Below are 12,963 nucleotides of genomic sequence, written 5' to 3' on the forward strand. Positions count from 1 at the left end.
GTACCGACGCGGCTGGACGGCGCGCGCGGATCCGCGGCCGGCGAAACGCCGAGCGGTGTTCACAGGCATGGTCAATCCTCCTGCGCCGGGGCCAAGCCAATGGGCCGCCTGCCGGCTTATCCTGTCCAAATCGCGGCATGCATCGGAACAGCACCCCGCCGCGTGCAAGGCGCTGGCACGAGACTTTACCGTCTCGCGGGCTGGTAGCCTCATGTCCCGCTCACCGACGGATCGTCGCCGATCAACTGCTCCAGCATCTCTATGGTGAGCTTGCGAAGTTCTCCATCCCCCTTTTCACGGAGCGGCTCGATGGCGAGGACCTCCTTCAGCACACCGATTCCCACCAGAAACGCGACCATCAGCGCAGCCCGGCGCGTGGACGGCGGATCCATCATCTCGGCAAATGGCACGATCAGCTCCGTGAGCAATCCGTCGTGCATGACATGCAACGCCTCCCGGCTGGTCAGCGAGCGCATGAAGATGTCAAGCGGCCCCACTTCTTCATGGGCGCGCGCGGCATCCTGCTCGAAGACCTCATCGACGAGTTTGGTCACGAACCCCTGACGGGTCTCGCCGCGAAACCGCTCCGGCTGAGCCGTGGCAAGCACTGCAGCCATCAGGAGGCTCTCCTTGGAGCCGAAGGAGCGGTGCACATGCGCAACATCGACACCCACGTCCGCTGCAATCGCCCGGAGTGTGGTGTCCTCATAGGATTGCCGCGCAAACCGCAGGATTGCTGCCTGCAGGATCTGTTCTTTCTTCGCCGCAGCAGCGAGCGCCGTCGATCGAGCCATCAGCGCCTCCCGACTTTCTCTGCCCATTCAACTTCTAAAAAACATCTTGATTTGCTCAACACGCGTTGTCAATCTTGCGTCGCGGTGGCGGACAGGGTTTCGCGCCGCCGCACCCCATCTGAAAGGACCGAAGCTATGACCTCGGAGACGGCTGCCATGGATGCGACGCTTGCGAGCTACGCCAACCTGCCTTGGGTAAAGGCCTGGAGCGCGGCGCCTGTTCAGGGATTCGGCACGGGCTGGAGCGCCGCGCTCAATCTCTTTGCAGATCGGCTGGAAGAGCAGGCCAGCTTCGTTCGTCAGATCTCACAATGCAACGACCCCGCAGCGGCGCTCCAATTGAGCGCGACCTACACCCAGAAGACCATGAAGCATCTTTGGGATGACAATACCGCGCTGTTCGAAGGCTGGCGCTCGAAGCTTGCCTCGGCGGCTACCGCCCGCTGAGCGTTCCAAAGGTTTAGGCGCCTTAATGGGGCGCTGCCGCCCCCACCAAGAAGGTCAAGGACCATGAACGAGCAGCCCTTCGGGATTTTCTCCAAAATGGCGGCGGATTTTTCGTCCTTGATCACAGCGGGGCAGGCCTACGCCGTGGATGCCGCCCAACGCGCCGTTCTTTATGCCGACGTCCGGCGCCAGCGGGGTGACCAATACCGCACGCACTTGGCTGAGGCGGTGCCGAATGTACTCAATTTCCCCTCCGAGCTTGTTCTGGACGGCCGTGAGCTTGAACGCCCGGTGAATTACGGTCTGGTGCGCATTACCCCCGCGCCGGATCACCCTGTGCAGGCCGGCAAACGGCCCTTCGTCGTCATTGATCCCCGCGCCGGCCACGGGCCGGGCATTGCCGGATTCAAGGCCGATAGCGAGATTGGGGCCGCACTCGAAGCCGGGCATCCTTGTTACTTCGTTGGCTTCACGCCCAATCCGGAACCCGGCCAAACGGTGGAAGACGTGATGCTCGCGGAGGCGGCCTTTCTCGAGAAGGTCATCGCTCTTCATCCCGATTGCGAGAAGCCCGCGGTCATTGGAAACTGCCAGGCGGGCTGGCAGGTTCTGATGACCGCAGCCATGCGCCCAGACCTGTTCGGGCCGATCATCGTGGCAGGCGCTCCGGTGTCCTATTGGGCCGGGTGGAGGGGCAAGAATCCTATGCGCTACGCTGGTGGCATGCTGGGTGGCAGCTGGCTGACGGCCCTTGCCAGTGATCTTGGTGATGGACGCTTCGATGGCGCGAGCCTCGTGCAGAACTTCGAAAACCTGGACCCCGCCAATACGTTCTGGAAGAAGAGCTACAACCTCTACGCGAATATCGACACAGAAGCGTCCCGCTATCTCGGGTTCGAAAAATACTGGGGTGGCCACGTTCTCCTAAACGGTGCTGAGATCCAGTATATCGTCGATAATTTGTTCATAGGTAACAAGCTGTCGACTTCTAGCCTCGTTACGTCTAACGGGATCCGGATTGACCTGCGCAATATCCGATCACCAATCGTCGTTTTCTGCTCGAATGGCGACAATATTACGCCGCCACCCCAGGCTCTCGGGTGGGTCACGGATCTTTATCAGAATGAGAGCGATGTCCTGAGCCACGATCAGACGATCATCTACGCTCTCCATGACAGCATCGGGCACCTTGGCATTTTTGTTTCTGGCGCAGTAGGCCGAAAGGAACATAAGAAATTTGCCACCAACATCGAACTCATCAACCTGATCCCCTCCGGGCTCTATCAGGCGGTGATCCAGGACGGGGCGCAGCAAGCCGATGGTCAGTCGGATCAATTCGTCATGGCTATCGAACGGCGGACACTCGATGACGTTCGAGCAATTGTCGCACCAGCCCCCGAAAGCGACCGTCGCTTTGCCGCGGTCGACCGGATCTCACAGATCAATTTGAGTCTGTATCGCGATTTCGCCCAGCGCTGGGTTCGCGGGGTGACCACGTCGCAGTCCGCCGACGCGCTTCGCCGGCTGCACCCGCTGCGGATCTCATATGAATTCTGGTCGAGTCGCAGTCCGATGGCCCAACTGGTGAAGAAAGCGGCGGCCGATATCCGTGCGCATCGCAGCCCGGCGGCACCGGACAACCTGTTTCTCAAGATGCAGGAGAGCTTTTCGGAAGCCATCGTGACGTCGCTGAATACTTGGCGGGACATTCGGGATACCGCCTGCGAGCAGTGGTTCGAATGGGTCTATAGCTCACCGGTGACCACGGCGCTCGCCGGGCTCGATGCGCACCGGGGCGAGCCCGTTCGGCCGTTTCCCGGCGTTTCGCCGGAGCATAAAGCCTTCGTTCGCGAGCAACTGGCTGACCTGCGGACCGAAATTGAACAAGGCGGTCTTCTCGAGGCCGGCATTCGGGCGCTCGTTTATGTGGGACAGGATCATCTGCAGGTTGACGAGCGCCAATTCAATCTCGCGATTGAATTGGCTCCTGCTGTACGCGATTACGCACCGGACGTCTTTCGTAAAGTCATTCGGCGGCAGGCAGCTCTTATGCAATTGGATTTTCAGGCTGCGGTCGAAGCCATTCCACGTCTTTTGGGGCGAGCCGCAGAAGGCGACATTCGCAACGCCGCTAAGGTCATTGCGCTGATCGAGCGCCTCGGGCCCTCACCATCCGGAAAGAGCCACTCACGTCTACTGGAAATGCTACAGGTCTTTGAGGCTGCGGCAGTGACGGCCTCTCATTGAATATTATACGTAATATCGTAGAAAAATGACAAAACCCGCGATCGACGAAGACCGCGCGGGATATGTCCACGCGCATCTCCGGAGTCTATTTCGATAAGCTTGAAGATCGCAAATTATAATGGCTGACGGTGCTCGCAGTCTGTTTCGAAGCCGAGGCGAGCCGCAGCTTTGTCGCAATGATCGAACTATCAAAACCGAATGGAGCTCATGATGTCGGAAAGTGCTGATGCGCATGCGTTTGTGAGTTGGGCCAAACAACGGCTCGACGAGATGGATGCCACCTTGGTGGCGCTGGAAACCACGGCCAGCCAGATTCGGTCAGACGCTAAGACGGGGGTTGATCAGCTGATCTCCGACCTGAAAAGTCGCCGTGATGAATTCCGCGCGCAGATGAAGGCGCAGGCCGAAGGCGGCCAGAGTGCGCTTCAGACCTCGCGGGAGCAGCTCGAAGCCAATTGGAGTGCCTTTGAGGCGGAAATCGAGACCTACTTCGATGCCGCGGGCAAGGAAGTCTCGCGGCAGCAGCAAGCGTTTGGGAATATGGCCGAAGCCCAGGTGAAAAACTGGCGCGAGGCGGCGGATATGGTTCTTAACACTGCAGCCAAGATCGCAACCGAAAAGCGCGCCGGCGTGGACGCAGCGGTCGCTCAGATGCAGGCGGATGCCCAAGTCGCTGAGACCCGGTTGCGTGAGCTGAAGCAGGCGGGCGAAGAATCCTGGTCGATATTGGCTTCGGCGCTGGCGGACTCGCGCAAGGCCTTTGACGCAGCCAGCGAGAAGGCATGGCACGCACTGAAGCACGCTTCCTCGCCGAAAGCATAACCGCGGGTAGCGGTAGATCCCGCCGGCGTGGAGAGAAATAGGGTGGCTGATCAAGTCAACGAGTTCGGCCGCCCGCATCCTGTTCCTTGGCTGGGAGGCATGGTCCCGCTAAGGCTTCGGAAGGATCACTCCCGAATGCTCCTCAAGCCACGATCAGCTTGGCCGGAGGGCAAAAATGAGTCCGTCGGGCTTACCACCTCAACGAAACGGGATCTTGCCACCATCAGACTCGCACCGTACATCGCGCTCGAACAGGAAGACCTCAAATTCTTCCGTCAGCATCCTCACTCTGGGCCAGCGCTTTGCACGCCCACGGTGAGGACATCTTCGGCATGGCGAACCTTCGGATGTTTGGCGACGGCGAACACCCAGATCGGAGATATTCAACTCAACGTGGAACCGCAATAAGCGCGACCCCCTCGCTCTTGAAGACTATTTTTGTAACGGCTGGGTTCCACCATCCCTCAGCGCTCAAATTTTTGTATTTCTGTTTTACTCGCGATGAAATGAAAGAGATCATCTAAATTCGCGATATCAGCGTGCGCTATGATAGAAGGCGCATCTGAATTCATGATCGGCACATCCCCTCGTGTTGGGATAGTTCTGGCAACAGCGGAATCTCATCAAGACGCATTTCGAGCACGGCTATGACAGGACCATCGAGGATTGAGGTGGTGCCCATTCCGCAGAGAGATTGGCGGCTTTTCTAAGCTTGGTTCTGGCGTGGGTTACGCCGCCATGTTGATCTCGCGCAGGCCGTATGGACCTCCTCCGGCGTTCTACAGCCGAGAGCCGAGTGGGGCCTCGTGCGATTGCAGCAGGTGACCCACCTGCCAATCCCCTCCCGAGCCTCGGAACTGGTTTCGAAGGCATTGAGGGTGATGCACTCGTATTTCAGCGACCGCCAGAGGCGTTTGATGAACACGTTGTCCATCCACCGGCCGCGGCCATCCAGGGAGATCCGCACGCCGGCCTCCAGCAGTACCTTGGTGAAGCGCGGGCTGGTGAACGGGCTGCCCTGGTCGGTATTGAAGATGCCGGGCCGCCCAAACCGGGACAAGGCCTCCTCCAGCGCCTCGATGCAGAAGTCTGCCTCCATTGTGTTGGAGAGCTTCCAGGAGAGAACTCTGCGGCTGTGCCGGTCCATGATGGCGACCAGGTCAGGCACCCGCGCCGCATCGGGATGTCGGTGATATCGGCGCACCAGACCTAATCAGGCCTGTCGATCGCCATATTCCGAAGGCGATAGGAGAAGACGCGGTGCTGGGGGTGCCGCACCGCGCTCTTCGGCTGCTGGTAGATGGCGGGCCAGCCCCATGCGGGCCATGAGACGCCGCACGCGCTTGCGCGCGACTGCGAGCCGCACCAGGGCGTCTCGAGGAACTGGCCGTGATCGCCCGGAGGGCGGCGACGGTCTCGGGGCTTTCGGTCCGCGGGCCGCCGTAGAATGCCGACCGGCTGATGCCGACCAGGGCGCATTGGCGCGTGATCGGCAGTTGTGGGTGATCCGGTTCGATCATGTCGCGTCTCGCCCCCACGCTCAGCGCCCGGAGGCCCGACGCTAAAATCCCCTTCCACCACAAGCTGGCCGATCTTCGCGTGGATTTGGTCGATCTCACCCTCGCGTGTGGCCTCGGCGGCTTCCGCATTGCCGGAGGACACCTCGGCCATGCCCTCGACCGCCTGTTTCTTCCAGGCGTTGATCATGGCCTGGTGGACGCCGTGTTTCGCCGCCAGCTGAGCCACCGTCCGCTCGCCGCGGATGCCCCCCAGGGCCACCTTCGCCTTGAACTCCGCTGAATATCGCTTCCCCCTCCCCCTCATCGGGTTCGTCCTTCCGTCGGGCCGAACCAAGCTCAACCCCCTGTCCAGGTTTCGGGGACCACTTCAGGGCGACGTGGACGTGCTAGCCTGGAACAAAAAGACTGGGACGGCCTGGGCCATCGAATGCAAAGGGCGGCTTCTCGATCGGACAATCAGTGAAATTGGCGAGCGTCTCGCCGAATACACAACGATGTGTACCCATCACAAGAAACGCACTCCGATCCGGAAGAATCTGGATCGTGTCGACTTCCTCAGAGCCAACCTTTCGACCGTGGCGTCGATAACCAAAATCCCTGTCGAAGACATCAAGCTGAAAGCCGCGGTCGCGACCGACAACATCGTACCCGTGCAGTTCACCAAGACGATGTCGACCCGGGTGGATCGAACCTGCACTTTCCGCGACCTCGCCAAGCCGTTTGGTTCGTCGTGAGGCGGCGGAAGCCGAGGTATGCCAACGTCGCTATGGATGGGAAGCGCCCCCTACGCCGCACCCCGGATAAGGGGCCCCTGGCCGCTTTGGGTCGACAAGGGGGCATCTTCGGCAAGAAGATCGAATGGCAGTTTAGCGCCGAGCTTTACCAGAACCGGACGTTTCGTAGTCGGCCCCAACCCGGCCTCCTTCCACACGCTGTCACCAACGTCAGCTTTGCGCCAGAAGACTAAACCGCTGCCGCGGTAGCGGCCCTGCGTGACGGGCGTGCGGATGTTTTCGATGTGGCACCCGGCATAGGCGGGCGGACGATCAGGGGGTTTCTCAACCTTTGGAGAGCCCCATGGACGCTTCCGAGCACCCCACCAACACGCGGCCAGCCATCAGCCCGCTGCGGCAGCGGATGATCGAGGACATGACCATCCGCCGGTTCGGGTACCATACCAAACGCGACTATGTGCGTCAGGTCGCCGAGTTCACCGCCTTCCTCGGCCGGGCGCCGGACCAGGCCGAGCCCGAGGACCTGCGGCGCTACCAGCTGCATCTCGCCAGCCTCGGCGCCAGCTATGCCCGCATGAACCTCGCCTGCACGGCGCTGCGCTTCTTCTTCCACATCACCCTCGGCCGGGCGGGGTTCGGCAACCGGATAGCCCGCATCCCAACGCCCGAACGACTGCCCGTGGTGCTCACCGCCGAGGAGGTGGCACTACTGCTCGCCCACACCCCGAACCTCAAGTACCGGGCCGCCTTCAGCCTCGCCTATGGCTGCGGCCTGCGGGTGCCGGAAGTGGCCCACCTCAAGGTCGCCGATATCGACAGCGCGCGCATGCTGATCCGGGTCGACCAGGGCAAGGGGCGCAAGGACCGCTACGTGATGCTCGCGCCCGATCTGCTCGACCTGCTCCGTCGCTGGTGGAAGGAGCGGCGACCGCAGGGCCGGACTGTTTCCCGGCAGCGATCCCGGCCAGCCCATCACCACCCGCCAGCTCGACCGGGCCTGCAGGACGGCGGCCTCCGCCGCTCGGCTCGACAAGCGTGTGGCCATGCACACCCTGCGGCACAGCTTCGCCACCCGCCTGCTGGAGCGCAAGACCGATATCCGCGTCATCCAAGTGCTGCTCGGGCACAGGAAGCTCGACACCACGGCGGTCCACACTCGCGTCGCCCTGAAGACCCTGCGCGAGGTGGAGAGCCCGCTCTCGCTGCTGACCCCGCCGCCATTATAGGCCGTGCCGGTCCATGGCGCGCCCTACGCTCGAGGTCGCGGATATCCTGAACGCCCATGGCGATGCCTATGAGAAGGCACATGCCGGGCATCTCAGCCGCGGCGAGCTGAAGGCGATGTGGGCGATCCGCTCCTGCCGCACGGCGGTGCTCGGCGGGCATTTGGCGCGCTGTACCGACTGCGCCCATGTGGAGATCGCCTACAACTCCTGCCGCAACCGCCACTGCCCCAAGTGCCAGGGGACAACGGCCCGGGACTGGCTCGCGGCCCGTCAGGCCGAGCTTCTGCCGGTGCCCTATTATCATCTCGTCGTCACCCTACCGGCCGCGATCGGCGCCATCGCCTATCAGAACAAGGCGGCGGTCTACGACCTCTTGTTCAGGGCCTCGGCCGAGACTCTGGCCACCATCGCCGCCGATCCGAGGCATGTCGGTGCCCCTGTCGGCATCGCCGCCGTGCTCCACACCTGGGGATCGGCACTGACCCATCATCCCCACATTCATGCCGTGGTGCCCGGCGGGAGCCTGTCTGCCGACGGCTCCCGCTGGATCGCCGGCCGGGCCCGCTTTTTCCTGCATGTGCGGGTGCTGTCCCGCCTGTTCCGGCGGCTGTTTCTCGACGGACTCCGGGCGCTGCATGCCGCCGGCCAGCTCGCCTTCTTCGGCGATCTCACACCACTGGCGGAGACGCCTGCCTTCGAGGCGATGCTCGCGCCCCTGCGCCGCGCCGAATGGGCGGTCTATGCCAAGCGCCCCTTCGCGGGACCCGCGGCGATGCTTGCCTATCTGTCGCGCTACGCCCACCGCGTGGCGATCACCAACAGCCGGCTTCTCTCCATGCATGCCCACGGAGTCACCTTCCGCTGGAAGGACTATCGCGCCCGGGCCAAGGCCTCGGGCAACGGCTGGATCAAGGCCATGACCCTACCGGCGGATGAGTTCATCCGCCGCTTCCTGCTCCATGTCCTGCCCAACGGCTTCCACCGCATCCGGCACCACGGCCTGTTCGCCAGCGCGGTCCGCGCCGCCAACATCACTAAGATCCGCGCGCTTCTCAAAGCGAAAACTGAGAGCGCGCACCCGGCGTCTTCTGCTGAGCAGCAGAAAGCCGACGAGCGGCCGCAGTGCCGCTGCTGCGGTGGCCTCATGACCATCATCGAGACCTTCGCTCGCGGATCACTACCGCGGACCTGGTCCGCCGACCCCATCAGGATCGACAGCTCATGAGCGCCGCTCCCGTTCCCCGGTATCAGGCTCTCGTCGCAGGCCATGCCATCTCCGGCATCGGGGCCGCATGCTCTCTGTCATCGGCAAGGCCGCGTTCATCGTCGTCGTGGCACCGCAAAGATGTCGCCGCCGCGCGCCCCCCGGACACGATCGGAGAGGGTCGGCACCACCATGTGCCCGGATATCCGCCCCTCGATCGGCATCTTCCCCGTCGACGCGGGCCTCATCCCCATAGCACCGCGAAGACCTCAACCGTCGTGCAGGTCGGACCGCGGTTTCCTCCCCTGGAGGCTTTCCGACGCCGGCCCGCGCGCCCAGACCCACCCTCGCGATCGGGCCGGCATCCGAAACCCTTCACAGCTTCGGACGTCGGCGTCGGAGCCGGACAACAGACGTTTAACAAGCGAGGCGGCCTGGCGCGATGGCGCCGCTGCCCCGGTCCCAGAGACCGGAGTTGTTGCCTGCCCCAACCCGAAAACGGCTGGCCGATGCCGGATTAGAGGCGACATTCTTGAGGCCGCGGTACAGCGGTCTCGGTCAGGCCCCGATGGTCCGCTTCGCCGCGGAAGGCCGCAAACAGGTCGAGAGATCAGGACCGAATACCCATCTCCTCTGTGAACCGCGAGGCGCGCATCGTTCGTCTCCGTCATCGACGGACTTTCCCCAAGTCTGGTGGAGAATCACGAGCTCAGGCCAAACTGAACGGTATTCACCGGCTGGGAAAACTGAGCCTAATAGAGTGTCACCACCCAGGCCTAAAAACACGACCTGAATCACATTCCGCTGACGGTCTTTCTTGATGAAGCATCACACCGCCATTCTCACTTTCGCTTTCCTCGGATGCCTGCTGATCGCCTTTGCGCCGCAGGCTCACGCCGTGTCGCCTACGCCAGTGGAGGGCGAAGGCGGCATGGTGGTCAGCGAGCAGTCCCTTGCCGCTCAAGTCGGTGCCGACATTATGCGCCAGGGTGGCAATGCGATCGATGCCGCGGTGGCCGTGGGCTATGCGCTTGCTGTGGTGCATCCCTGCTGCGGCAATCTCGGCGGCGGCGGATACATGGTCGTTCGGCAAGCCGATGGCACATCGACCTTCATCGATTTCCGCGAGATCGCCCCGGGCGCTGCGCGCGCCGACATGTATCTGGACAAGAACGGCAATGTCATCCGCGGTGCGAGCGTAAGGGGATGGCGGGCGGTTGCCGTTCCTGGTTCCGTGCTTGGTCTCGACACCGCGCTTCAGCGCTTCGGCTCCATGACACGCGCCGAGGTGATGGCTCCCGCCATCGCATTGGCCCGAGATGGCTACGTTCTTTCCCCTGGCGATGCCGCCATTCTGCGGGCCGGCACCGCGGATTTTCGCGCGGACCCCACCCTGTCCGCGATCTTCCTGAAGGACGGCGAGCCCCTGAAAGCCGGCGACCGCCTGGTCCAGGCGGATCTTGGCCGAACCCTTGCGGCCATTTCCGCTCAAGGGGTCTCTGCCTTCTATGATGGCGAGATCCCGCGCCGCATGGCCGCCGCGAGCGCTGTCGGCGGCGGAATTCTGAGCGACAAGGACTTCCAGGATTACAAGGTCCGTGTGGGGCCCCCCGTCCGATGCACCTATCGCGGCTACGAGATCCTGACCGCCGCCCCCTCGAGCGCCGGCGGGACCGCCGTGTGCGAGATCCTCAACATTCTGGAGGGATACCCGCTTTCGGACAGCGGCTTCGGCGCCGCCGACACCGTGCACCTTATGGCCGAGGCCATGCGCCATGCCTTCATCGATCGCAATTTTGTCCTGACCGATCCCGCCTTCGGCGACAATCCGCTGGATCGGCTCTTGTCCAAGGACTATGCGGCCGCCATCCGCCAGCGCATCGATCCTCACCATGCCGACGCCTCGAAGCTGGATGATGCCGGCGTCGTGCTCCATGAGGGCACGGAGACCACGCACTATTCAGTGGCGGACGCAGCAGGCAACACGGTCGCCGTGACCACCTCGCTGAACGCCTATTTCGGCGCGCGGGTCATGGCACCCGGCACGGGCGTGCTGCTGAACGACACCATGGACGACTTCACCACCAAGATCAGCGGCGAAAACACCTTTGGCCTCGTCCAGGGCGCGCGCAACGCCATCGCTCCGGGCAAGCGCCCACTCTCCTCCATGAGCCCAACCATCCTCGTGCGCGACGGCAAACCCGTTCTCGTGCTGGGCTCACCCGGCGGCCCGCGCATCGTCACCTCGGTCGTTCAGACCATCCTCAACGTCATCGACCACGGCATGAACGTGCAGGAGGCGGTGGACGCCCCTCGCATCCATCATCAATGGCTGCCGGACGTGATCTACGCCGAGCCCTACTCCCTCTCTCCAGACACGGTGCGGCTGCTGGAGGCGCGCGGACACAAGGTGGCGGTTCAGCGGCCGTGGAGCGCGGTGGAGGCAATCCAGTTTCCAACGGCGGCGCCCCAGAGGTCGCAGCATCCGTCCTCCGCCGCTGACACCGCGCGACTTTGGACGCCGGAGCCCGGCGCCATTTATGGGGCTAATGACAATCGCCGGCCCGCAGGAGCTGCAATCGCCCAATAAGCCGAAAGCTCCATGCACCAATAGGGGTCCCGAAACAAAGCAAGCAGCTGTCTGATGCCAGGCGAACGCGCCAATGGCCGCACATTCGTCGAGGCAGACGTCGACGGCTGCACACCAGACGTCGTGTGCCGCAGCTTAGCCGATCCCGCGCGTCACTCTTCGACGACGATCGAGCTAGTCATCGAACTGCACTTGATCAAAGCCCTTGCCGGGATCCGACGTCCGCTCCTCCGGGCCGGCGACGGCATCACAAGATGCCTCGATCTTGACCCAATGGGCGTGGGCCTCATGGAGCCATCGAGCGCCTCCAGCGCGCCTCCATGAATTCCTTCGACCGGGTGTAGTACAGGCTCTGTGCGATCCCTTCGCGGCGGCACAGCTCGGCGATGCTGTCCTCGCTGCGCAGCCCGTCCAGCACGATCCTGATCTTGTCCTCGGCCGAGAAGTGCCGCCGTGTCCGTCGGCACATGTCCTTCACTACGGTCTCCACCGACGCCTTGGCCGGCGATTTGCGCAAGGAGGGTTAGGCTTCGTCGTAGTGAGCTCCACGCCGCCAATGTCCTGGTCGGAGCGGGCGATAGCCCGTCTACGGCGACGTGGGTGAAGCCTGCTCCGTCGTCGCCCCGCTGATGCTCCAACTCAGCCTCTTCAGTCATCCTCTTGGCGGAGCGTGCCGTGAGGGGTGGCTGCTGGACTTCTCGGCACCGTGGGAAAACACCGCGGCCTATGCCGCGGCCGGTCCGATCGGCGACTTCATCATGGCAGCGCGGATGTGGACTTATGCGACTGCATTTGGCGACCACGATGTCTTCGCCAGCCGTTATGGGTATTTCCTGACGCAGCTAAAATACCCCAACACAGATAAAGAGTTTTTCATCCGAGCGGCTGGTGAGATACGTGGTTGTCTCGAACGTGGGTGATGAACCTTCCTGCCGGAACCGGACTTTCCCAAGGTCCGTTCTCAGGCGGAGCCGCCGGCCTTGAGGCCCTGCCCGGCGAAGCTCTCGAACACGATTTTCGCGAGCGCGTTGAAGTTGCCGATGATCCAGGCAAAAAAAGGCCGACGGCGAGCGTCTTCCTCACCAGCCTGCGCATCACATCCTCGTCGGCGCTCCAGGCCCAGAACAGGCCGGCGAGCGTGATGTCGAGGGCGATCAGGATGGAGGAGAAGCCTGTCACCTCGCCTTTGATCAGGCCGAAGCTGGAATCGATGTAGCTGGTGAAGGTGTTGAGGAAGGTGTCGATGACCCCCACGTCATTCATGTGCGCTGGGCCCCTATCAAAGAAAGGAGTGCTTTGATTTTCATGCCGTTTCTGATCTCGCGGGGTGAGAGACCCTGCACACCGTGTGACGCAACATGCGGTGATAAGCAGACGGG

Annotated in this window: 8 protein-coding genes and 4 pseudogenes; 8 read left to right on the forward strand and 4 right to left on the reverse strand. The window is 62.7% G+C overall.

Annotated features, from left to right (window positions below):
• Positions 1 to 209: 209 nt before the first annotated feature.
• Positions 210 to 794: a TetR/AcrR family transcriptional regulator gene (locus L0966_RS13315; RefSeq protein WP_234052425.1), complete on the reverse strand. Its 585-nt coding sequence runs from the start codon at positions 792 to 794 to the stop codon at positions 210 to 212.
• A gap of 135 nt (positions 795 to 929) precedes the next feature.
• Here L0966_RS13315 and L0966_RS13320 point away from each other — a divergent pair, with 135 nt between their 5' ends.
• The 3 genes from L0966_RS13320 to L0966_RS13330 all read left to right on the forward strand — a co-directional run bounded on the left by L0966_RS13320 (position 930) and on the right by L0966_RS13330 (position 4,310).
• Positions 930 to 1,241 (forward strand): phasin family protein, encoded by a 312-nt coding sequence (locus L0966_RS13320; protein WP_234052426.1) that lies wholly within the window; start codon positions 930 to 932, stop codon positions 1,239 to 1,241.
• 63 nt (positions 1,242 to 1,304) lie between these two features.
• A complete protein-coding gene (locus L0966_RS13325) occupies positions 1,305 to 3,488 on the forward strand; it encodes a DUF3141 domain-containing protein (RefSeq protein WP_234052427.1) in 2,184 nt (727 codons plus the stop codon).
• Positions 3,489 to 3,695: 207 nt separating this feature from the next.
• Positions 3,696 to 4,310: a hypothetical protein gene (locus L0966_RS13330; protein ID WP_234052428.1), complete on the forward strand. Its 615-nt coding sequence runs from the start codon at positions 3,696 to 3,698 to the stop codon at positions 4,308 to 4,310.
• Between the two features lie 706 nt (positions 4,311 to 5,016).
• On the opposite strand, the pseudogene L0966_RS13335 reads toward L0966_RS13330, so the two are convergent.
• Positions 5,017 to 6,134 (reverse strand): annotated as a pseudogene (locus L0966_RS13335) (IS3 family transposase).
• Positions 6,135 to 6,207: 73 nt separating this feature from the next.
• Here L0966_RS13335 and L0966_RS13340 point away from each other — a divergent pair.
• The 4 genes and pseudogenes from L0966_RS13340 (at position 6,208) to ggt (ending at position 11,584) form a co-directional block, all read left to right on the forward strand.
• Positions 6,208 to 6,564: a hypothetical protein gene (locus tag L0966_RS13340; RefSeq protein ID WP_234052429.1), complete on the forward strand. Its 357-nt coding sequence runs from the start codon at positions 6,208 to 6,210 to the stop codon at positions 6,562 to 6,564.
• Positions 6,565 to 6,979: 415 nt separating this feature from the next.
• Positions 6,980 to 7,790: pseudogene (locus L0966_RS13345) on the forward strand (tyrosine-type recombinase/integrase).
• A gap of 13 nt (positions 7,791 to 7,803) precedes the next feature.
• A complete protein-coding gene (locus L0966_RS13350) occupies positions 7,804 to 9,015 on the forward strand; it encodes an IS91 family transposase (protein ID WP_234052430.1) in 1,212 nt (403 codons plus the stop codon).
• Positions 9,016 to 9,814: 799 nt separating this feature from the next.
• Entirely contained in the window at positions 9,815 to 11,584 is a 1,770-nt protein-coding gene (gene ggt, locus L0966_RS13355; RefSeq protein ID WP_234052431.1) for a gamma-glutamyltransferase, read from the forward strand.
• A 301-nt stretch (positions 11,585 to 11,885) separates the two neighbouring features.
• On the opposite strand, the pseudogene L0966_RS13360 reads toward ggt, so the two are convergent.
• Positions 11,886 to 12,053 (reverse strand): annotated as a pseudogene (locus tag L0966_RS13360) (transposase); the annotation flags it as partial.
• A gap of 160 nt (positions 12,054 to 12,213) precedes the next feature.
• On the opposite strand from L0966_RS13360, the gene L0966_RS13365 reads away from it, so the two are divergent.
• Positions 12,214 to 12,504: a hypothetical protein gene (locus L0966_RS13365; RefSeq protein WP_234052432.1), complete on the forward strand. Its 291-nt coding sequence runs from the start codon at positions 12,214 to 12,216 to the stop codon at positions 12,502 to 12,504.
• A gap of 44 nt (positions 12,505 to 12,548) precedes the next feature.
• On the opposite strand, the pseudogene L0966_RS13370 reads toward L0966_RS13365, so the two are convergent.
• A pseudogene (locus L0966_RS13370) lies at positions 12,549 to 12,847 on the reverse strand (type IV secretion system protein); the annotation flags it as partial.
• Positions 12,848 to 12,963: the final 116 nt, after the last annotated feature.

Origin of the sequence: Xanthobacter sp. NM-59 (assembly GCF_021401125.1) — a bacterium.
Taxonomy (GTDB): Bacteria; Pseudomonadota; Alphaproteobacteria; order Rhizobiales; family Xanthobacteraceae; genus Xanthobacter.

Excerpts from the sequence above, each read along its gene's own strand:
- L0966_RS13330 (WP_234052428.1), top strand. The coding sequence starts at position 3,696 with ATGATGTCGGAAAGTGCTGATGCGCATGCGTTTGTGAGTTGGGCCAAA.
- ggt (WP_234052431.1), top strand. The coding sequence starts at position 9,815 with ATGAAGCATCACACCGCCATTCTCACTTTCGCTTTCCTCGGATGCCTG.
- L0966_RS13320 (WP_234052426.1), top strand. The coding sequence starts at position 930 with ATGACCTCGGAGACGGCTGCCATGGATGCGACGCTTGCGAGCTACGCC.
- L0966_RS13315 (WP_234052425.1), bottom strand. The coding sequence starts at position 794 with ATGGCTCGATCGACGGCGCTCGCTGCTGCGGCGAAGAAAGAACAGATC.
- L0966_RS13365 (WP_234052432.1), top strand. The coding sequence starts at position 12,214 with ATGCTCCAACTCAGCCTCTTCAGTCATCCTCTTGGCGGAGCGTGCCGT.
- L0966_RS13350 (WP_234052430.1), top strand. The coding sequence starts at position 7,804 with ATGGCGCGCCCTACGCTCGAGGTCGCGGATATCCTGAACGCCCATGGC.
- L0966_RS13325 (WP_234052427.1), top strand. The coding sequence starts at position 1,305 with ATGAACGAGCAGCCCTTCGGGATTTTCTCCAAAATGGCGGCGGATTTT.